Raw genomic sequence first — 20,951 nt, 5'->3', positions numbered from 1 at the left:
TTGTTCGTGTGTAGGGTTTTTTGAAAAACCGTTATCAAAACAGCCGTGCCGATGACAGCGCTTATGATTCAGACAATGATTATCAGGAGTGAATCAAATGCCTATCGAGTCAAGAGACAGCGAGCGTCGCTCGGATCCCTGGAGTGAAGCTCCTTCCGGTGGATTCGAACAACTGTTGACAGGAAACTCTCGGCACGTAAAAGACCCTGCCCCCATCAACGGCCCTATTGGTCTCACTCTACCAACTCCCGAGCGAAGTGAGAAAGGCCAGGAGATGCTCGATAAGCTGGAAGGCGATGAATACGCCCCTTACATGGACGGCAAACCGTCACTGGTGACCATAGACGCGCCTATCTCGCAAGATGACATTGAATACGTCAGCGACGAGTATGTTGGCGGCGGCGGTATCGTCCTCTCCTACTGGTTCGACATGCTCGAGGTCAGAACCAAGAGTGGCGACAAATTTCTGGTGCAGAAAGACATCACTCCCGAGCTCTACGAGCAGGTCAAATCGAAAATGGAGGATGGCGATGCCGAAAGCCTCGATGACGACTATGCATGGTCGAGCGCCGATGTCCCAAAGGATGACAAGAGTTGGCTCGACCGGAAAAAGAACCAGGGCTTCGAGGTCATTACCCCCGATTCCGAGATTACCCTTCCTACCGGCCTGAATGACCTCGAGTACTCCGAATTCGGGGGAGGCAGTGATGACTTCCACTCCGGCGTTCAGATTACGGTCGATGATATCGACGCGTTCAGCACCGAGGGTGGAACCCTTATCTATAAAGACAGTGATGGCAAGCGCTACGCCGTTTCTGAGGAGTATACGCCCGAGGTTTATCAACAAATCAAGAATCTCAAAGATACCTGGGACGGAATCGAGGAAAAAGTCGACAGCGACGAGTATGAATTGCTCAACGGCAGCGATGACATCCCCGTGCTGAGTGGAGACGACGAGGTCGAGAACGTCACCGACGAGAAGGGAAAACTCGTCGAAGGCGTCAAGCTCATCCATAAAGACGGTGAGACGCTGGTAGTGCTCGAATCCAGAACTCCACAGCACTATGAAACCATCACGGACTATGCCGCAGACAAGTATCGCGGTGAAGCCGATGATCCCTTCCGGGACCGGGACCTGCCACTGGCGAGCGAAACGGACCTGATGGAGGCGGAAACCACGGTTGAAGAGGATGGAGAGTCCCTTTCCGTGGGTGAGCTCTTCATGCAGAACCTGAAAGACAAAAGAGACGATACCGACGATAAAGAACTCCAGGATAAACTGGATAAGTACATCCGGCTCATGGAGTTGAAGTCGGATCTAAAGAACGGCATTGAAATTCTTCCTTATCAGGTCGTGAATATTGCCGGTGGTGATAGATCGGACTATGCCGAAAGCACACAAATGATGTCGGAGAGTGACGTTCGGGGACTCGTTGATGAACAGGCTTTGAGCGAGGAGCTGGAAGGACTTCTCAGTGATGAGGATTTTGCTGCGCTCTCGGAAGAAATGATGTCGGATGCCACCGACAAGTTGAAGGATAAAGATGCACTTGTAGATAAAATCTACTCCTCGATGACCGGTGAGGAAGGGGATGAGTATCTTCTGGCAATAAACGATCTGGACGATGATGGTCTGAAGCAGCAGGCCCAGAACCGGATGCATAACGACCTTAGTGTGTTGGCAACCCTGGACCCAGAGAAAGCGGAAGAGGCTCAGAACCAGATTACCGCCAAGAGCCTGACCATGGACGTTGGCGGCGCCATGGACGAGATTGACGACGAATATGGTAGCGGGGATATTAGCGCGGAGAGTGAGGATCGTGCAGAGCAGGTTGCCAGCGATCTCGTCAAACCGATGCTTACTGGCATTATCTACTCCAATTTTGGCCTCCAGGCGAGTACGCGCGTCTGGCAGGCGATCGATTCCCTGAAGGCTGGTGATGACGGAAAGCCGGCTGGCTTCGATAAGTTGACCGATGAGGAAAAGGAGCAGTTCAATAAAATAAAGATCGTCAAAGACGTTCTGAAGGATGCTTTGAAGGAGGAAGCGCTGAAAGGGACGAAGGCCGGTAAGCTGGACTTCGGTGATATCAGCGACCGTGTCGATAATGCCGTAAGAGACGCAGGGCTTAAAGATTCGAGTAGGATTACTAAAGAGCTGAAGTCGGGGTTTAAAACTTTCATTGATCGAGAGGCGACTTTTGCCATTGGCGGGCTGGTTGCGCTGGCGAATGCCATTTATCGACGTTCCGGAGACGATTTCGGTGATTCTCCCGAAGAGCGTATGGCTGTTGCGCGCGGAATACTCGTTTTCATTGGCTGTACACCGGGTACTCTGAATACGCTTGATTATATGGGTAATGGTTTCAAGTCGCTCTTCGGTCAAAAGGGTATGATTGAAGCGCTTGGTCTGGACAAGGAGCTGTACGATACTTACAAGAAGAATACCGGTACGAAAGAAGAGTTCGTTCCTGACGAACGAGTGGAAGCTCGCCAGAAGATCGACAAGGGGTGGTCTGAGCTTTCGGCACTGATGGAGATAAAAGAAGACCTAAGTGATGAACAGAAAGAAAAGGTTCAGGATGCCGTCGACAAGATACAAGATGGTATTTCCGAAGAGAGAGCGTTGATTGAAAACGATCCTGATCTGACCGATGAGCAAAAGCAACAACAACTGGATCGGAGGGATGAGATCGACAAGCGTATGGACGAGGTGTCCGAAGACGTATCAAACGGAAAAGACTCAGAGGCTCAAAAGGCGTTTACAGAAGCCGACGAGAGGCGGCAGTTTCATCTAAAGGCAATCGAGCTTCATGATGATAGTCTGGTGAAGCAAGCGAAAGTCGAACAAATTCTTTCCGCAGCAGAGTTAAAAGGCGGGTTCAGCGAGTCTGAAAAAAGCCAGGTGGAAAGCCTTCTCAAGGATTTGAAGAAGGGTAACTCCGAACTTAGAGATCTCTACGAGAACGATTCAAATCTCAGCGATGCCGATCGGAAGTTCTTTCTTGATGGGATGGATGAAAAGTCCAAGCTTACCAATGAGCTTATCGACGATATCAACACTGCCGATAATTCCTTCAAGAACAGTCAAGAGCTCTTTGACGACCTGCAAAGTCAGACCACGGGTGACATCCGGGATCTTGACCCGCTGAGCGATACGGCTTCAAGAAGTAGCGGCGGTGGTGACCATGTCTACGATGGTTTCAACCAGGCGCTCGATAATGCCGGTGCCGCAGGACGTGGTGACCAATTTGCCATGAGCGGGGCGCTGCCTCCGGGTACGCATATACCGGAGGTCGAGAACATTGAAGGTATCAATGGCGACGTCAGACGCACGTCGACACCGACCGATACCGACAAGGTCAATCTCTTTGGGCCGGCGCTCAAGGGGATCGGCTATATGACCAATTTTGGCGGTGGCATACTCGATGTCGCCGTGGCGGGCATGGGCCTGGATGCGGCGCTGCAAAATGGCGATGCGATGGATAAGGCCAACGCCTCTCTCGGCATCGTATCGGGAGCCGGATTCACGGCGGCCGGCGCCGCAGAGATCGCCGGGTCGACCATCAGTCCCGGGGCGCGCTTTGCCCCCCTGCGGGCACTGGGTGCGGTCTCCCGACTGGGCGTCGTGCCTGGGCTGAACGTGGTTGGCGTAGCAGTGGGAGCTGTTAGCCTCATCCTTGGCCTGGTTATCAGCCAGCAGAAAAATCGAGAAAAAGAAAAGGAAGTCCTCGGCGATTTTCAGGATCTCGATAGCTATGGCGTGATGGAGGACGATTGGGGAGAGAAACTCAATTTTCTGATTCACTCCGCCGCTGCTTTTGAAGGTGAAGAAGGCGCGGGCGATGCGCCGGAAAATATCTACTACGACGACGGATTTTATCAGGACAACAAGGAGATCATCGATTACATCGCTGACCATTGGGATAGAGATACTCCCGGAGACTACAAGATCGATGATGGAGATTCCGGTGATGGTGGAGGCGGCAGTAGCGGGCTTGGCGGGCGGTTGGGCCTGTCTGACGACCCGGGATCCGGCATGCCTGAGTATGGTTGGACCTGGTCCGGCGCCGACGATCTGGTGAGCAAGAAAGATCTCGAACGAGTCGTGGACAAGAAAATCGGCACCGAGATGGATCAGAAAGCCGCACAATTTCTGCTGGACAATGAGGGCTTTTTTGACCTGCTGGATACGTTTCACAACGGCGGAAAAGCAGACGACAAGGCCAGTACTGCAGATATCGACTCTTGGCTACAGTTCATCGGCAAGCGCCCTGAAACCGAAGATAATCCTATCTTCGAACGGGAAGAGCCGAGCCCGCTTTATGAGGAGTTCTTCTCCAAGGATGTGCCCGTGTGGGAGGCCCAGCCGGAGCTCTACGAGGCCTTTACCGAGGAGGTTTCGGAAAATGGCAATATCCCGGAGAATTTCTTTGAAAATCATCTCGATGAAGTGGAGCTGCAAGTCCACGGTGAAGAGTTCTTCGAGAATAACAAGGAAGAGATCAGCACTATTGCCGAGAACTGGAACGACTGGAACGGTGGGGATGATATCGTAAGCAAGGATAATCTCAAGAAGATCAGAGACGATGGTGATCGATCTGATGCTGAAAGAGGTGCGGCCGAGTTCCTTCTCGAGCACGAGGAGTTCTTCGATCTGCTTGACACATTCCACAAGCAGGACGATTCGGATAATAAGATCAGCGATGCCGATCTCGATAGCTGGTTCCAGATTATCGGGGAGCGCCCTATTACGGAAGAGAACCCGGTGTTCGAGATTGAGGGTGATCCTCTCGACGGCTGGCTGACAGATCATAAGGGGCCGTAACATCAACGCTCAACCGGCTGCCGATCAGGCTCCGTCGATTCAGACATGACATCTGGCGATATTGCCGTATCGGGGAGTTCGTCGATGTTGTCGTCTCGGTATCGTGTATTAACAGCACACGATACCGGGATGCCCTTATCACGAGTTCGTGGCGCGGTTCATGAAGCGTTCGCTGGCCTTGTTCAATGAAAATCTAGATCCTTAAATATTTCTCCGGCAGCCGCTCGGCGAGAAAATCCATGAACAGCCGCGCGCGCTGCGAGAGCGCGCTCTGGCGATAGTAGACGACATTGATGCGCTGGGTCCGGAACCGGGTTTGCTCGGGCAGCACGTCGACGAGAGCGCCGCTTCGGCGTGGGGCGAGGGTCATGTAGTCGGCGAGGCAGGCGATACCCTCGCCTGCGAGGACGAGCTCCAGTAGCGTGGGGCCGCTGGATGCCGAGAGCGAGGGCTTCACGTGAAACGGCTCGCCGCGGGCGTCGAGCAGCGGCCAGTCGTTGAGATGATCGAGCTGGCTGAAGCCGAGCAGGCTATGCTGCGCGAGATCGCCGACGCCGCGGGGCGCACCGTGAAGCCTGAGATAATCCGGGCTGGCCAGAAGACGCAGTGGACTGTGGCCCAGCGGCCTGGCATGCAGCGAGGAGTCCTCGAGCTCGCCAATACGGATGGCGAGATCGACGCGCTGTTCCAGCAGGTCGATGAAGCGATCGTGGGTGTCGAGTTCCAGGGTGATGCCCGGAAAGCGGTCGCGGAATTCGCCGATGATCGGCACGATCACGAACTGCATGAAGCTCGGCGCTGCGTTGATGCGCAAGCGGCCGCGGGGGCGGTCATGACGGTTGGCGATCGCCTCCTCGGCGTTGTCGACGGCGGCAAGAATCGCACGGGCGTGCCCCAGGAACGTCTCGCCCTCCTCGGTCAGCTCCAGGCGTCGCGTGGTTCGTCTCAGCAGCGTCGTCTCGAGCTTCCGCTCCAGCCGGTTGAGCGCGCGGCTGACACCGGAGACGGTCAGGCCGAGCCGTTCGGCGGCGGCGGTGATGGAGCCGCTGTCGACCACGGCGACAAAGGCTTGCTGCTCTTCCAGGGTGCTTTTCATCGCGTTGCCGCATTGCGAGGTTTTATTGATTTTAAATCAAAAGTGACTTGCCGTCCGGGTGGTTTATCCGTGGCAGTTTCTCGTCACAATGGCTCTCATTCCTCCGGGCTCGGTAGTTTCCGAGTGCCGCCTGACCAGTATTGATGGAGAACCATTCGAGATGAAGATTCTATTGATCAACGGCGGCAAGCCGTTCGCCCATTCCGGCGGTGAGCTCAACAATACCCTCCACGCCGTCGCCGTCGCCCAACTGACCGAGCTGGGCCACGAAATCCGCGAGACGGTGATCGAGCAGGGCTACGACATCGACGCCGAGGTGCAGAACTACCTGTGGGCGGATGTCATCGTCTACCAGATGCCGGGCTGGTGGATGGGTACGCCCTGGAGCGTCAAGCGCTACCTCGATGAAGTCTTCACCGCCGGCCACGGCTCGCTCTATGCCAACGACGGCCGTTCGCGGCAGGATCCCACCAAGCAGTACGGCAGCGGCGGCCTGCTCCAGGGCCGGCGTTACATGCTGTCGTTGACCTGGAACGCGCCGCGGGAAGCCTTCGACGAGCCGGGCAACTTCTTCGACGGCAAGGGCGTCGACGGTGTCTATTTCGCATTCCACAAGTCACAGGCCTTCGTCGGGCTGGAAGGGCTACCGACATTCATCGCCAATGACGTCATGAAGATGCCGGACGTCGAGCGCCATACCGCCGAGTATCGCCGTCATCTGCGGGAGATTTTCACCGACGTCGCAATGTCGACCCGTGGAGTCCACCCGACCGTCACCGCCTGAAGCGCATCGCCACGACTAGGCGGTGGGGATGGAATTCACTTTGCCCGCGGCAGCGTGCCCAGCGTCATCAGGACGAGTCTCGCCGACGCCCAGCCAGTAGACGATGGGTGCGAGCACACCGAAGGCGGCCAGGAACAGGAAGCCACCGGCGTAGCCGCTGGCTTCCACCACATAGCCCGCAACCAGGTTCGAACTGGCCGCACCCAGGGCGAACAGGGTGCCGAGCACGCCCACCGTGACGTTGTAACGTCCCGTCCCGTGGGTGAGGTCGGCGGCCACGATCAGCCACAGTACGCCGAAGACGCCGGCGCCGATCCCATCCAGCGCCTGCACCATCAGCAGCCATAGCGGGTCGTTGCTGACGGCGTAGAGTGCACCACGCAGCGGCAGCGCCAGCAGTCCGATCATGAAGACCGGCAGGCGGCCCCAGCTCATTGCCCGTCGGCCCGCCCACCACGCCACGGGAATCATCACCAGCTGCGCGATCACGATGCAGGCCGACATGTACAGCGAGGCGGCGTCGCGATCGCCAATGGTCAGATATTGCCCGACGAGCGGTAGCATCGCGGCGTTGGCAAAATGGAATAGCACCAGGGTCAGGCCGAGCATCGATATGCGGCGATTCTTCAGCACATGCAGGAGGCTCCCGTCGGCCGGCGATGTGCTCTCGGTCTTGCCGCGGGCGGCCGCGTGGTCGATGTCCTTCTCCCGGATCACGAGCACGCTGATCAGGCTGCCGAGCGCAAAGATCACCAGCGCATAGAACAGCCACTCGATACTCAGGAAGTGAGCCAGCGCGCCCGCCAGCAACGCCGAAACCACGTTGCCGGCATGGTTGAACACTTCGTTGCGACCCTGACGGTGCGGGAAGCGTCGATTACCGACCATTCCCAGGGTGATTGCCGCCACCGCGGGCAGCAGGAAAGCCGCACTCACCCCCATCAGCGCCTGAAATAGGACGATGGCCGGCAAATTGACGAAAGCCGGCTGGGTCATCAGCACGCTGCAGATGGCGACGACGAGTGTCGCCACAGCCACCAGCGCCCGCTTGAAGCGCGTGATATCCAGCAACATGCCCGCCGGGCTCTGTGCGAGCATCGTCGCGAAGGTCATCGCGGACATCGCCACGCCGATCTGTCCAGCGCTCCAGTCGTGGCGAGTCAACAGATAGATGCCGAGAAACGGCCCCACACCATCGCGAACGTCGGCCAGAAAGAAGTTCAGGCCATCCAGCCCGATTCGGCTACGCGCCGTGGGGTGGTGCGAGGTTGTCGTTGACATGATTTGCCATCTCGAGAGGTCGATCAGCCAGTTTAACGAATATCGCGCAGATTCCCGGATATTGCCCGTGCTTTCCCGAGGGCCTTGGAGTGAGCCGAACGGCCGTCACCCGGAGCCGCCTGGTCGAGCGCGCCGACTGCCGATGCCGTCAGGGAGACCGTCGCCAACTGACCCTGGCGGTACCGGCGGTGACCGCAGCGCGAGCGGAATCGGGTATGCTGGGGTGATCGATAGCTTGCTCACGGTCAAGCCTTACTGGTCCACTCGAGGTGTCTTTCATGTCTTCCGTCGCTGCACATCCTGCCGAACGACCTTCACGTCCCACTGCCGATGCACTTCGAGCGCTGATCGCCGAGCTCGGGCCGATCCTCGGCGACCGGATCACCACGGCGGCGGGCATTCGCGAGCAGCACGGCCACGACGAGTCCTGGCACCATCCGGCCGCGCCGGATGCGGTCTGTTTCCCCCACACCAGCGAAGAGGTGGCTGCGGTCGTCACGGCCTGCGCTCGCCACCGGGTACCGGTGATCCCCTACGGGGTGGGTACCTCCATCGAAGGCCAGATCATCGCCGAACACGGCGGACTCAGCGTCGATCTTTCCGCCATGAACGCCATTCTCGAAGTTCGGTCGGAAGACATGGACGCCACCGTCCAGCCCGGGGTGACTCGCACTCAGCTCAACACCCATCTACGCGCCACGGGACTGTTCTTCTCCGTCGACCCGGGCGCGGATGCCAGCATGGGTGGCATGGCGTCGACCCGGGCCAGCGGCACCAATACCGTGCGCTACGGCACGATTCGCGACAATGTGCTGTCGATGACCGTGGTGATGCCGGACGGGCGTATCGTCAAGACCGGGACGCGGGCCCGCAAGTCCGCCGCCGGCTACGATCTGACCCATCTGATGATCGGTGCCGAGGGCACGCTGGGCATCATCACCGAACTCAACGTCAAGCTGCACGGGCTGCCGGAGGCGATCTCGTCGGCGACGGTGGCGTTCGAGGATGTCGCCGGCGCGGTCAACGCGGTGATCGCTTCGATCCAGTACGGCATCCCCATGGCGCGCATCGAGCTGATGGATGCGCTGGCGATGCAGGCGGTCAACCGCTTCTCCGGATTCGACTACGCCGAGAAGCCGACGCTGTTCCTGGAGTTCCACGGCACCCACGCCGGGGTGAAGGAGCAGGCCGAGACGATGCTGGAACTGTGCCAGGAGTTCGGCGGCAGCGATTTCGCCTGGGCGACGAAGGAGGAGGAGCGTCAGGCGCTGTGGCAGGCGCGTCACGATGCCGCTTACGCGGCCAAGGCACTGCGCCCGGGGATGGAGTTTCTCGCGACCGATATCTGCGTGCCGATCTCGCAGCTCGCCGAGTGCATCGAAGCGACCCAGGCGGATGTCGCCGAGAGTGGCCTGATCGCGCCGCTGCTCGGCCATGTTGGCGATGGCAACTTTCATCTGGTCGTCGCGGTGGATCGCCATAGCGAACAAGAACTCGAGACACTGGCGGCATTCAACCGGCGCCTGATCGAACGTGCCCTGGCCGCCGGCGGCACCTGTACCGGCGAGCACGGTATCGGCACCGGCAAGCGTGCCTACATGGAAGCCGAACACGGTGAAGGGTGGGCGGTGATGCGCGCGATCAAGGCCGCCCTCGACCCGCTCGGCATCATGAATCCGGGCAAGCTGGTGTGACCTCGGTGCCGACCGCCAGCCCTCCTCAGGCGTTGGCGGAACGGGGCTCGGGCTCCAGCACCTGGGTGTGCAGCGTCCTGCCGTCGCTGTCTTTCAGCCGAATAGTCAGTGTCTCGCTCTCGCCATCCAGGTCGGCCTGGCCGAAGAACTGGTAGCCCGCCGAGGGCGGCAGGTTGGACTGGCCCTCGGGCGGGGCCTTGAAGAAGGTCACCTCCGGGCCGAAGGTGGCGTCCATCTCGCTGGGGCCGAAGGTGCCGGCGTGAAGCGGGCCGCTGACGAACTCCCAGAACGGTTTGAACGCCTTGAAGCTGGCGCGCTCCGGGGCGTAGTGATGCGCGGCGGTGTAGTGCACGTCGGCGGTGAACCAGACCACGTTGGCAATATCATCGTCGCGAATGGCCTGGAGCAACCGCGCGATCTCCAGCTCGCGGCCAAGAGGCTGGCCGGGATCACGGTTGGCGATCGCTTCGAACTGATCGCCATCCGGGACCACCATGCCGATCGGCATGTCGGCGGCGATGATCTTCCAGGTCGCGTTGGAGTCGTTCAGCGCTTGCCGCAGCCAGCGGAACTGGTTTTCACCCAGGAACGCGGTGGCCGAGGACTCCTCGTCTTGCAGGTTGGCGCTGTTGGGGCCGCGATAGCTGCGCATGTCGAGCATGAAGACTTCCATCCCCGGGCCGTAGGAGAACCGTCGGTAGATCCGTTGCGGGGCGGAAGCGGGCAGGCGGATCGGCATGTACTCGAGAAACGCCTGCCGGCCGCGGGCGGCGAGCAGCGCGACGTTCTTTTCCGTGTACCGGTCGTTGTCGAGGATCTCCTGCGGATACCAGTTGTTGGTCGTCTCGTGATCGTCCCACTGGGCCAGCATCGGCACTTCGGCGGCAAAGCGGCGGAAGTTGGCATCGAGATGGTTGTAGGCGTGCTGGCCGCGATATTCGTCCAGCGTCTCGGCGACCTTCTGCTTGGCCGGCGTGACGATATTGCGCCAGATGCCACCATCGGGAAGCTCGGTCTGCGCTTCCAGCGGCCCGTCGGCGTAGACCGTGTCGCCGGAGTGGATGAAGAAATCCGGCCGGACCTGGCGCATCGTTTCCCAGGTGCGCATGCCACCGCGGGATTCATCGATGCCCCAGCCCTGGCCGACCACGTCGCCGGACCAGACGAAGCGAATGTCTCTCGGTTGGGAAGCCGGCAATCGCAACCGCCCGACCACGGGTTCGCTGATCGCCCGTGGATCTCCCAAGGCCGCGAATCGCACCCGGTAGTGGACGGTGTCCATGCCTGTCAGCCCGGTCGCGTCGAGCTTGCCGATCAGGTCGGTGCTGGGCAGCACCTCGACTCCGGGCAACTGGCGCGCACCACGGAACTCCGGGTTGTCGGCGACTTCGATCAGCATTCGCGACGGCTGGCTTGCCTTGCCCCACAGCATGGCGCGATCCGTCAGCACGTCGCCGCTCATCACGCCGCCTTCCACCGTCGGGCGTCGGCCCTCGGCCAGCACGATCGCCGGGGCGCCGAGAAGAGCGATGCCCGCCAGGCCGAGCCCGGCGTGGCCGCTGGCGACCAGCAAGTCGCGTCGCGTGAAAGGCTTCGGCGGTGTCGTCATGTCTCGTCTCCTCGAGGGCTCGTCATCGATGACCGGCAGGCTAGCGTCGTCCCGTGACGCTTGCATGAAGCGGAGGTAGAGAGATGTGAAGAGACGTAACCGGAGGGGTGATGGTGAAGGTTGGCGGGGCGGCGCTATGCTGCAGAGGGCGGCGACGGAAAGCGGGAGCGCAGGGGAGGGGACAGATGATCAAGCGGATCGGCAATACCGATATCCAGCCACGCCACCGTGCAGTCTGCCACTGCGGTGCGGTGGTGCTCGAACTCGAACTACCCGACGGCGTGGTCGATCCGTGTCGCTGCAACTGCTCGATGTGTCGACGCCGCGGTGCGATCGTGGCGAGCGTGCCGCTGGCGGGACTGCGTATCGTCAGCGGAGAGGAGACCCTGCGCCGCTACCAGTTCAACACCATGACCGCACAGCACTACTTCTGCGGCAACTGCGGTATCTACACGCATCATCAGCGACGTTCCAACCCGGAACAGTACGGCTACAACATCGCCTGCCTGGAAGGCGTCGATCCGTTCGACCTGCCCGGACCGATCCCGGTCGGCGATGGCGTGAATCACCCCGCCGACCGGTGATGGCCGGGTGGCGCCGCTCAGCGCGCCCGGGCGGCCCGCCAGGCGTGCAGCTTGCGGTAGCTCTCGAGCAGGCGCTGGTGGCGCTCGATACCGTCGAGCTCGAGGCTGGTCGGTGTCAGCCCGGGGAAGCGCACCGAGCCCTCCACCGCGCCGATGGCGTCCGCCATCTTCGCCTCGCCGAACATGCGGGTCAGGTTGTGGCGGTAGTCGTCGAGCTCGAGATCGTCGTCCAGGGCGATCTCGAGCACCGCCGACAGCGCCTGATAGAAGAGTCCGCGGTCGACGGTGTTGTCGTTGAACTGCAAGAACATCTGCGCGCCGTCCAGGGCGTCCTCGAGGCGGCCCAGCGCCAGCTGGATCAGCAGCTTCAGCTCGGCGATGGTCAGCTCCGACCAGATGGTGTTGTCGTCGAACTCGATGCCGATCAGGGTGACGATCTTCATCTGCTCGTCGAGCTCGCTCTCCTCCAGACGCTCGAGCAGGTCGGTCAGTTGCGCCTCGTCGAGGCGGTGCAGGGCGAGAATATCCTCGCGGAAGGCCAGCGCCATGTTGGTGTTGTCCCACACCAGATCCTCGACCGGATAGACCTCGGAGTAGCCGGGCACCAGGATGCGGCACACCGGGGCGCCGAGATCCTCGAAGGTGGCGACATAGGCCTCCAGCCCCTCGTCGTCGAGAATCGCGAACAGGCGCTCGGCCTCCTCGTCGTTGGTACCGGAGAAGTCCCACTCGACGAAGTCGACGTCCGCCGTGGCGCTGAAGAAGCGCCACGACACCACGCCGGACGAGTCGATGAAGTGCTCGACGAAGTTGTTGGGTTCACTCACCGCCTGGGCGTTGAAGGTGGGCGGCGGCAGGTCGTTCATGCCTTCGAAGCTGCGCCCCTGCAGCAGCTCGGTGAGGCTGCGTTCGATGGCGACCTGAAGGCTGGGATGCGCGCCGAAGGAGGCGAATACGCCACCGGTACGCGGGTTCATCAAGGTGACGCAGGCGACCGGGAAGCGCCCGCCAAGGGAGGCATCCTTGACCAGCACCGGGAAGCCCTGGGCTTCCAGCGCCTGCACGCCTTCGAGAATCGTCGGGTACTGCGCCAGCACCGCCTCGGGGACGTCCGGTAGCGCGATCTCCTGCTCGATGATCTGGCGCTTCACCGCCCGCTCGAAGATCTCGGAGAGACACTGCACCTGCGCTTCGGCAAGGGTGTTGCCCGCGCTCATGCCATTGCTGAGATAGAGGTTCTCGATCAGGTTGGAGGGGAACCATACCGTCTCGCCGTCCGAGTGGCGCTGAAACGGCAGCGAGACGATGCCGCGGTCGGTGCGCCCGGAGTTGGTGTCATACAGATGCGAGCCTCGGAGTTCGCCGTCCGGATCGAAGATCGCGCGGCAGTGGTCGTCGAGAATCTCGCTGGGCAGCGCGTCGTCCGGCCCCGGCTGGAACCAGCGCTCGTTCGGATAGTGGACGAACTCGCTGGCGGCGATCTCGCTGCCGAAGAACTGATCGTTGTAGAAGAAGTTGCAGGAGAGGCGCTCGATGAACTCGCCCAGCGCCGAGCACAGTGCGGCCTCCTTGGTCGCGCCCTTGCCGTTGGTGAAGCACATCGGCGAAGCGGCGTCGCGAATGTGCAGCGACCAGACGTGGGGCACGATATTGCGCCAGGAGGCGATCTCGATCTTCATGCCGAGCGCCTCGAGGATGCCCGTCATGTTGGCGATGGTACGCTCCAGCGGCAGGTCCTTGCCTTCGATCCAGGTCTCCTGGCTCTCGCCGTCCTTGTCGAGCGAGCCGCCCATCAGCAGCGCCTGGGCGTTCTCGTCGATGTTCTCCACCGCCTCGATCTGGAACTCCGGGTTGTTCTGGATCACCCGCTTGACCGAGCAGCGCTCGATCGAGCGCAGAATGCCGGTGCGGTCCTTGTCGGAGATGTCCGCCGGCAGCTCGATCTGGATGCGGAAGATCTGGTTGTAGCGGTTCTCCGGGTCGACGATGTTGTTCTGCGACAGCCGGATGTTCTCGGTGGGGATCTCGCGGGCGTTGCAGTAGACCCGTACGAAGTAGGCCGCGCAGAGCACCGTGGAGGCGAGGAAGTAGTCGAACGGCCCCGGCGCCGAGCCGTCACCCTTGTAGCGGATCGGCTGGTCGGTGATCACCGTGAAGTCGTCGAACTTGGCTTCCTGGCGCAGGTTGTCGAGATAGTTGACCTTGATTTCCATGGGGCGGACCGGGTTGCTGAATGGCGTGGCCCGAGCGTCGGCCGGGGCGAATGCCGGCCATTATCCGGATTTCAACCGGTGGCGTCTTGGCCTGATGAGCATCGGTATATAGGCTGCTATCGTTTTGTGCCATAATTACGTTGCTATATTACCTTGGGCTGCGGCGCCGTTGAAACGCTCACTTGCTCGGCGGAGCTGGTTCAGCCATTGTGATTTGAGTCCATGTCGCCCTGACAGCGGCATGGGAGCTCGCTTTTCCGCTGTGAAACCTGATTGATAACTGGCGCTTCGGGCCCTCAGGTTGGTGACGTTCGACACCTACCTGGCTTGCAGGCCGATATGGCTCACGTCTCTAAAGGCGTGATGTTACGTAATAATACCGACTCCCGTGACAGTCGAGGATGGCCAAAGATTATGCCGAAGAATGATTTCCAGCCCGGTAGGCGTGCCCTGCTGAAGGGCTCGTTGCTGATGCTGCCTGCGATGGGAACTGGCGTTGGCCTGATCGCGACAGCGGGCGCCGATGAGGCACCGCCGCATATCGATGACTACACGCCGACTTTTTTCTCCACCGAGGAGTGGCAGTTCATCCTGGCGGCCACCGATCGCCTGATCCCTGAAGACGAGACCGGCGCCGGCGCTCTGGGCACCAACGTCCCCATCTTTCTCGACCTGCAGCTCGGGAGCGAATACGGCAGCGCCGATAACTGGTACATGGAAGGTCCTTTCCCGAAGGGGGCGCCAGCCGCGTTCGGCTACCAACTGCCATTCACCCCGGCGGAGCTCTATCGCTACGGCATCGCTGCCACCCGCAGGTATTGTCAGGACACCTATCAGGCCGACTTCTCCGAGCTGGACGCCAAGCGTCAGATCGAGGTGCTGAGCGGTCTGGAAAACGGTGACATTCACTTCGCGCCGCAGCAGGGGCGCGAACTGCCGAGCGCCACGTTCTTTTCCTTTCTGCTCAAGAACACCAAGGAAGGTTATTTCGCCGATCCGCAGTACGGCGGCAACAAGCACATGGGCGGCTGGAAGATGCTGGGTTTCACGGGCGCGCGTGCCAGTTTCCGCGAGTGGGTCGATCAGTACGATCGACCCTATCCGCTTGGGCCGGTCAGCCTTTCCGGCGAGCGGGGATGAGCCGCTACCTGACGCTGTTGAAGAGCACGGCGTTTCCCGACACATTCAGGATAAGGAATCTCCCATGAGTCGTTCATGGAGCCAGGTCTCGGTTGGCATGCTGGCGATGGGGCTCGTCTCGGTCGCGCTGCCAGCTGTCGCCCAGGAGCACGGCAGTTCGGATGACGCCCAGATCGAGCGGGGCGCCTATCTCGCCCGAGCGGGTGACTGCGTCGCTTGTCACACTGCACCCGGTGGTACGCCGTTCGCCGGGGGGCTGGCGATCGACAGCCCGTTTGGGGCGATTTATTCGACCAACATCACCCCCGACAAGGACCACGGCATCGGCAACTACAGCCGCGATCAGTTCGCCGCGGCGGTGCGCCAGGGTGTGCGCGCCGATGGCGCCAACCTGTATCCGGCCATGCCTTACCCGGCTTACGCCAAAGTCTCCGATGAGGATATCGATGCGCTCTACGCCTACTTCATGCACGGCGTCGAGCCGGTCTCCGAGCAACCGACGAAAACCGATCTGAGCTTCCCTTTCAATCAGCGTTGGGGCATCGCTCTATGGGATTGGTTCTTCACCGATGAACCGACCACGGCAGCTGCCCCCGGTGGGGAAGACCCGGTGGCTCGTGGTCGCTATCTGGTCGAGGGGCTGGGTCACTGCGGCAGCTGCCATACGCCGCGCGGGCTTGCGTACCAATCCAAGGCACTCGACGACAGCGACAGCGACTTTCTGTCCGGCGCCAATCTGAATGGTTGGCTGGCCCCGGCCCTGCGTGGTGGAGACGGTGTCGCCGGCATGGGGATCTCCGACTGGAGCGAGGAGGAGATCGTCGAATATCTGGCGACGGGACGTAATGCCCACGCCGCGGTGGGCGGCGAGATGACCAGTGTCATCGAGCACAGTACCTCGCATCTGTCCGACGACGATCTTCAAGCGATAGCGGCCTATCTCAAGACGCTGCCATCGGTCGAGAGCGATACCCAGCATGCCTTCGATGCCACCGCCGATAGCGACACCGAGCGGCAGCTCACTGGCGCGACCGATCTCTCCGAGGGCGCCGAACTCTATCTCAATAGCTGCAATGCCTGTCACTTTGCCAATGGCAAGGGCGCGCCTCGTGTATTCCCATCGCTGGTCGGCAACTCCCTGATCAATGCCGACGATCCCAGCGGCCTGATCCACACCATCCTCGCTGGCGCTGAGCTTCCCTCGACGCCCAAGGCCCCGGAGCGCTTGATGATGCCCGGTTTCGCCTGGCGCATGAGCGACGAAGAGGTCGCCAATCTCGCGACCTTCCTGCGGCAGGGCTGGGGTAACCAGGCCCCCGGCGTTTCCGCCGACCAGGTCGCTGCCGTGAGAAGCGAGCTTGACCCCGAAGAGACCCATAGCAGCCAACCCGACCCGGTCTACGCCGAGCCGAACGCCAGCGAATAGGAGTAACCAACGTGCCCATCAACAAACAGCCAGTCGATGTCGTGATCATCGGGCTCGGATGGACCGGGTCGCTGATCGGCATGGAGATGACCGACGCCGGCCTCGACGTCGTTGCCCTCGAACGCGGCGCCGATCGTACCAAGGAAGATTTTCTCTATCCCAAGCCCGCCGACGAACTGAAGTACGGCGTGCGCCTTGGCATGATGCAGAGCCCGCGGACAGACGGCGTTACCATTCGTCGCAACGGTGGCGAAACGGCGCTGCCGCAGCGCCAATGGACCACCTTTCATCCCGGTAATGGCGTGGGTGGCTGCGGTGCCCACTGGACCGGTGTGCTCTACCGCGCGACGCCGACCGAACTCTCCATGAAGAGCTTTGCCGACGCTACCTTTTCGCCGGGGTTCCTGCCGGAAAACATGGTGATGCAGGACTATGGCGTTACCTACGACGAGCTCGAGCCGCACTTTGACCTCTTCGAACGTATCGCCGGCCTTTCCGGCCAGGCAGGCAACCTCAACGGCGAGATCATCGATGGTGGTAATCCCTTCGAGGGGCCGCGCAGCAACCCCTTTCCGCTGCCGCCGTTACCGCGCACGCTGACCGATACCCTGTTCACCGAGGCGACCCAGTCTCTGGGCTGGCACCCATACCCGTATCCCTCGGCGAACGTCTCCCAGGCGTACACCAACCCCTATGGCATGCAGTTGGGGCCCTGTAACTTCTGCGGTTTCTGCAGCAATTACGGTTGCCTCAATTATTCCAAGGCGTCGCCGCAGACCTGTGTGCTGGACGCGCTCAAGCGGCGTGACAATTTCAGCTATCGCACTCAGTGCGATGTACGCCGGATCAACAAGGCCGGCGATGGCCAGACCGTCACCGGCGTGACCTATATCGATGGCGATGGCAACGAGGTGTTCCAGCCGGCGAAGATGGTTTTCCTGTGCTCGTTCACGCTTTCCAACGTGCGCCTGTTGCTGCTCTCCGGCATCGGGCAGCCGTACGACCCGATTAGCAATACCGGTGTGGTAGGTCGTAACTTCACCTATCAGATCACCGGTTCGGTCGACATGTATTTCGAACGGCACCAGTTCAACCCGTTCATCAGCGCGGGTGGGAGCGGTCAGGTGATCGATGACTTCGCCCCAGACGCCTTCGACACCGAGCAGCACGGCTTCATCGGTGGTTCGTACATCTACACGACCCAGGGGCCAGGTGGTGCCATCGGGGGTACCCGGGTCCCACCAGGCTCTCCGAGTTGGGGCAGCGAGTGGAAGCGCAATGCCCAGCGCGAATATGGTCATCACATGATGATCGGCACCACGGGTTCCAACATGGCCTATCGCGACTGCTATCTGGATCTCGATCCCAACTATCGGGACCCCCATGGCGATCCGCTGTTGCGCATGACCTACGACTGGAAAGAGAACGACATGCGCATGACCATGTTCATGGCCGATCGGATTCGCGAGATCGTCGACGAGCTGGGGCCGGACTATCACACCGAAAGCTTCCACAAGGTCGGCGATCAGTTCGACCCATCCCACTATCAATCCACCCACCTTACCGGTGGCGCAGTGATGGGCACCGATCCGCAAACCTCGGTGGTCAACCGCTACCTGCAACACTGGGATGCGCACAACCTGTTCGTGATGGGGGCGAGCAACTTCCCGCAGAACATGATGCACAACCCCACGGGGACGGTAGCGGCATTGACGTTCTGGTCCGTGCGCAAGATCCGCGAGAGCTATCTCGCCAATCCAGGACCACTGATGTCCAGAAGCTGAGCGTGTGCCCGCACCGCCGGTGGCGTGCCGAAGGGGGATGGCGGATGCTCGAGGCTGGCGCTTCGCCACGATGTACGGGAAGGTGACGAGCTTGACCTAAAAGGCCCGAGCCTCAACGACGTGGGGCTCGGGCCTGGTGTTTCGCAAGGCGGAGTCGCGGGATGCGAACGTGCCTAAGAGGCGACCTGGAACGCCATGGTGGCCTGCACCGCCCGTTTCCAGCCGCCATACAGCTCGTCGCGTCGATCTTGGCCCATGACGGGTTCGAAGCGGCGTTCGATCGCCCACTGCGCGGAGATCTGCTCGCGGGACTCCCAGAACCCCAGCGCCAGTCCGGCAAGATAGGCCGCGCCGAGCGCCGTGGTCTCGCTGATCTCGCTGCGCAGGACATCGACCCCGAGGATGTCGGCCTGGAACTGGGCCAGGAAGTTGTTGGCGATGGCGCCACCGTCGGCGCGCAGTTCGGTCAGGTCGATACCCGCGTCGGCCTGCATCGCCGCGAGCACGTCCGCGGTCTGGTAGGCCATCGATTCGATGGCGGCGCGGATGAACTGCTCCTTGCTGGTACCGCGCGACAGGCCGAACATCGCCCCTCGCACATTGGAGTTCCAGTAGGGCGCGCCGAGACCGGTGAAGGCCGGTACCAGATAGACGCCGTCGTTGCTGCCGGCGCGCTCGGCGTAGGCCTCGGAATCCGATGACTTGCCGAGCATGCGCAGCCCGTCACGCAGCCACTGGACCACCGAGCCGGCCACGAATATCGATCCTTCCAGGGCATATTCGACCTCGCCGTCGATCTCCCAGGCGATGGTCGTCAACAGCCCATTGTCCGATTGCGTGGCCTCGTTGCCGGTATTCATGAGCGTGAAGCAGCCGGTGCCGTAGGTGTTCTTGGCCATGCCGGGCTTGAAGCAGGCCTGACCGAACAGCGCCGCCTGCTGGTCGCCGGCGATACCGGCGATCGGCAGCTTCGTGCCGAAGAAGAACTTCGGCAGCACGTGGCCGTAGACTTCGCTGGAGGACTTGACCTCGGGCAGCATCGATTCCGGCACCCCGAACAGCTCGAGCAGCTCCGGGTCCCAGCGGCGCTCGCGGATGTTGAACAGCAGCGTGCGCGAGGCGTTGGTCACGTCGGTGACATGCACGGCGCCGCCGGTCAGGTTCCAGATCAGCCAGGAGTCCATGGTGCCGAACAGCAGGTCGCCCTTCTCGGCCTTCTCCTTGACGCCGTCGACGTTGTCGAAGATCCACTTGATCTTGGTGCCCGAGAAGTAGGCATCGATCACCAGGCCGGTCTTGTCGCGGACCCTGTCGGCATGACCGGCGTCGCGCAGCTCGTCACAGATTTCGGCCGAGTGCCGCGATTGCCAGACGATGGCGTTGTAGACCGGCTGGCCGGTGTGCTTGTCCCAGATCACCGTGGTTTCACGCTGATTGGTGATGCCGATGCCGGCGATCTCCTCGACATCCACCTGGGTGTTGTTGATCACTTCGGTCAGCGTGGTCAACACGCTGGTCATGATGTCGCGGGGGTTGTGCTCGACCCAGCCCGGACGCGGAAAGATCTGCTCGAACTCGCGCTGGGCGACGCCCGCGATCTTGCCGTCGTGATCGAACAGCATGGCGCGCGAGCTGGTGGTGCCTTGATCGATGGCCAGAACGTATTTCTTGTCACTCATGAGAAACTATCCTTCTGAATGGTGAGTCCTGAATGAGGAGTCGACGTGTCTCTGAATCGCCCGCTGCCGCTCAATAGACCGTGGCAGCGAGTGCCGCGAGGCTGCTGCCGATGATCGGGCCGACGAACGGCACCCAGGCGTAACCCCAGTCGTTGGAACCCTTGCTCCGGATCGGCAACATGGCGTGGGCCAAACGCGGCCCCATGTCCCGGGCGGGGTTGATCGCGTAGCCCGTGGGCCCGCCCAGCGAGGCGCCGATGGCGACCACCAGCAGTGCCACGGCCAGTGGCCCCAGGCCGTTGGGCGTGTGGCCGAACATGATGATGACGAACACCAGCACGAAGGTCCCGATGGCTTCGGTCACGCAGTTCCAGAAACGCGACCGGATCGTGGGAATGGTCGAAAAGGTGGCCAGGATGGTGGTGGCGTCCTCGGTATCGTCGTACTGCTTCTTGTAACAAAGGTAGCAGAGCACCGCACCCAGCCAGGCACCCACGAACTCGCCAGTGAAGTAGGCCAGCGTATTGTTCAGGGTGATGGGAATGCCGTCCGCGTACTCGGTGGCCGGCCCCAGCCACAGCGCGAGCGTGATGGCCGGATTGAGATGAGCGCCGGTATCGAACGCGATCCACACGCCGCAGTAGACCGCGAGTCCCCAGCCGAAGAAGATCAGCAGCGGGCCGCCATTGTGACCGCCGGTCTTCTTGAGCAGAACGTTGGCGACCACGCCGCAGCCGAGCAGCGTCATGCAGGCCGTACCGGCGATCTCATGCAGCACTATCGTTTCTATGACTCCCATGGTCTTCCTTACTGTCAGTGATGTTCCGGCCGGC

General features: G+C 61.1%; 14 protein-coding genes. 8 read left to right on the top strand and 6 right to left on the bottom strand.

Going from position 1 to position 20,951, the window contains the following annotated elements; all coding sequences use genetic code 11:
- Positions 1-97 precede the first annotated feature (97 nt).
- Complete coding sequence (locus tag AAGT95_RS04785) at positions 98-4,828, top strand: hypothetical protein (RefSeq protein WP_342595699.1); 4,731 nt, start codon at positions 98-100, stop codon at positions 4,826-4,828.
- A gap of 193 nt (positions 4,829-5,021) precedes the next feature.
- Here the strand turns inward: AAGT95_RS04785 and AAGT95_RS04780 are convergent, their stop codons facing one another.
- Positions 5,022-5,924, bottom strand: coding sequence for a LysR substrate-binding domain-containing protein (locus AAGT95_RS04780; protein ID WP_342595698.1), 903 nt, complete (start codon positions 5,922-5,924; stop codon positions 5,022-5,024).
- Between the two features lie 160 nt (positions 5,925-6,084).
- On the opposite strand from AAGT95_RS04780, the gene AAGT95_RS04775 reads away from it, so the two are divergent.
- Entirely contained in the window at positions 6,085-6,708 is a 624-nt protein-coding gene (locus AAGT95_RS04775; protein WP_110601390.1) for an NAD(P)H-dependent oxidoreductase, read from the top strand.
- Between the two features lie 15 nt (positions 6,709-6,723).
- Here AAGT95_RS04775 and AAGT95_RS04770 read toward each other — a convergent pair whose 3' ends face one another.
- Complete coding sequence (locus tag AAGT95_RS04770) at positions 6,724-7,989, bottom strand: MFS transporter (protein WP_342595697.1); 1,266 nt, start codon at positions 7,987-7,989, stop codon at positions 6,724-6,726.
- Positions 7,990-8,078: 89 nt separating this feature from the next.
- On the opposite strand from AAGT95_RS04770, the gene AAGT95_RS04765 reads away from it, so the two are divergent.
- On the top strand, positions 8,079-8,216 hold the full coding sequence (locus AAGT95_RS04765; RefSeq protein WP_342595696.1) for a hypothetical protein: 138 nt from the start codon (positions 8,079-8,081) through the stop codon (positions 8,214-8,216).
- Between the two features lie 51 nt (positions 8,217-8,267).
- A complete protein-coding gene (locus AAGT95_RS04760) occupies positions 8,268-9,683 on the top strand; it encodes an FAD-binding oxidoreductase (RefSeq protein ID WP_342595695.1) in 1,416 nt (471 codons plus the stop codon).
- 25 nt (positions 9,684-9,708) lie between these two features.
- Here AAGT95_RS04760 and AAGT95_RS04755 read toward each other — a convergent pair whose 3' ends face one another.
- Positions 9,709-11,292 carry an alkaline phosphatase D family protein gene (locus tag AAGT95_RS04755; RefSeq protein WP_342595694.1) on the bottom strand — a complete coding sequence of 528 codons (1,584 nt, stop codon included), beginning with the start codon at positions 11,290-11,292 and terminating at the stop codon, positions 9,709-9,711.
- Between the two features lie 185 nt (positions 11,293-11,477).
- On the opposite strand from AAGT95_RS04755, the gene AAGT95_RS04750 reads away from it, so the two are divergent.
- Positions 11,478-11,876, top strand: a complete 399-nt coding sequence (locus tag AAGT95_RS04750) for a GFA family protein (RefSeq protein WP_342595693.1) — start codon at positions 11,478-11,480, stop codon at positions 11,874-11,876.
- Positions 11,877-11,893: 17 nt separating this feature from the next.
- Here AAGT95_RS04750 and AAGT95_RS04745 read toward each other — a convergent pair whose 3' ends face one another.
- The gene (locus AAGT95_RS04745; RefSeq protein ID WP_342595692.1) at positions 11,894-14,089 is read right to left on the bottom strand and encodes an OsmC domain/YcaO domain-containing protein; all 2,196 of its coding nucleotides are present in this window, start codon (positions 14,087-14,089) and stop codon (positions 11,894-11,896) included.
- 414 nt (positions 14,090-14,503) lie between these two features.
- Between AAGT95_RS04745 and AAGT95_RS04740 the strand changes: the two genes are divergently transcribed.
- The 3 genes from AAGT95_RS04740 (at position 14,504) to AAGT95_RS04730 (ending at position 18,439) form a co-directional block, all read left to right on the top strand.
- Positions 14,504-15,229, top strand: a complete 726-nt coding sequence (locus tag AAGT95_RS04740) for a gluconate 2-dehydrogenase subunit 3 family protein (RefSeq protein ID WP_342595691.1) — start codon at positions 14,504-14,506, stop codon at positions 15,227-15,229.
- A gap of 64 nt (positions 15,230-15,293) precedes the next feature.
- Positions 15,294-16,655: a cytochrome c gene (locus AAGT95_RS04735; protein ID WP_342595690.1), complete on the top strand. Its 1,362-nt coding sequence runs from the start codon at positions 15,294-15,296 to the stop codon at positions 16,653-16,655.
- Between the two features lie 11 nt (positions 16,656-16,666).
- Positions 16,667-18,439: a GMC family oxidoreductase gene (locus AAGT95_RS04730; RefSeq protein ID WP_240612398.1), complete on the top strand. Its 1,773-nt coding sequence runs from the start codon at positions 16,667-16,669 to the stop codon at positions 18,437-18,439.
- Between the two features lie 173 nt (positions 18,440-18,612).
- Here AAGT95_RS04730 and glpK read toward each other — a convergent pair whose 3' ends face one another.
- On the bottom strand, positions 18,613-20,118 hold the full coding sequence (glpK, locus tag AAGT95_RS04725; RefSeq protein ID WP_110601379.1) for a glycerol kinase GlpK: 1,506 nt from the start codon (positions 20,116-20,118) through the stop codon (positions 18,613-18,615).
- 70 nt (positions 20,119-20,188) lie between these two features.
- Complete coding sequence (locus tag AAGT95_RS04720) at positions 20,189-20,917, bottom strand: MIP/aquaporin family protein (RefSeq protein ID WP_198655655.1); 729 nt, start codon at positions 20,915-20,917, stop codon at positions 20,189-20,191.
- Positions 20,918-20,951: the final 34 nt, after the last annotated feature.

This window comes from Salinicola lusitanus (assembly GCF_038648475.1).
GTDB classification, from domain to species: domain Bacteria; phylum Pseudomonadota; class Gammaproteobacteria; order Pseudomonadales; family Halomonadaceae; genus Salinicola; species Salinicola lusitanus.
Note: the sequence above shows the minus strand (reverse complement) of the source record. Positions and strands in the feature narration are given on the sequence as shown.

Excerpts from the sequence above, each read along its gene's own strand:
- AAGT95_RS04785 (WP_342595699.1), top strand. The coding sequence starts at position 98 with ATGCCTATCGAGTCAAGAGACAGCGAGCGTCGCTCGGATCCCTGGAGT.
- AAGT95_RS04780 (WP_342595698.1), bottom strand. The coding sequence starts at position 5,924 with ATGAAAAGCACCCTGGAAGAGCAGCAAGCCTTTGTCGCCGTGGTCGAC.
- AAGT95_RS04775 (WP_110601390.1), top strand. The coding sequence starts at position 6,085 with ATGAAGATTCTATTGATCAACGGCGGCAAGCCGTTCGCCCATTCCGGC.
- AAGT95_RS04770 (WP_342595697.1), bottom strand. The coding sequence starts at position 7,989 with ATGTCAACGACAACCTCGCACCACCCCACGGCGCGTAGCCGAATCGGG.
- AAGT95_RS04760 (WP_342595695.1), top strand. The coding sequence starts at position 8,268 with ATGTCTTCCGTCGCTGCACATCCTGCCGAACGACCTTCACGTCCCACT.
- AAGT95_RS04755 (WP_342595694.1), bottom strand. The coding sequence starts at position 11,292 with ATGACGACACCGCCGAAGCCTTTCACGCGACGCGACTTGCTGGTCGCC.
- AAGT95_RS04750 (WP_342595693.1), top strand. The coding sequence starts at position 11,478 with ATGATCAAGCGGATCGGCAATACCGATATCCAGCCACGCCACCGTGCA.
- AAGT95_RS04745 (WP_342595692.1), bottom strand. The coding sequence starts at position 14,089 with ATGGAAATCAAGGTCAACTATCTCGACAACCTGCGCCAGGAAGCCAAG.
- AAGT95_RS04740 (WP_342595691.1), top strand. The coding sequence starts at position 14,504 with ATGCCGAAGAATGATTTCCAGCCCGGTAGGCGTGCCCTGCTGAAGGGC.
- AAGT95_RS04735 (WP_342595690.1), top strand. The coding sequence starts at position 15,294 with ATGAGTCGTTCATGGAGCCAGGTCTCGGTTGGCATGCTGGCGATGGGG.
- glpK (WP_110601379.1), bottom strand. The coding sequence starts at position 20,118 with ATGAGTGACAAGAAATACGTTCTGGCCATCGATCAAGGCACCACCAGC.
- AAGT95_RS04720 (WP_198655655.1), bottom strand. The coding sequence starts at position 20,917 with ATGGGAGTCATAGAAACGATAGTGCTGCATGAGATCGCCGGTACGGCC.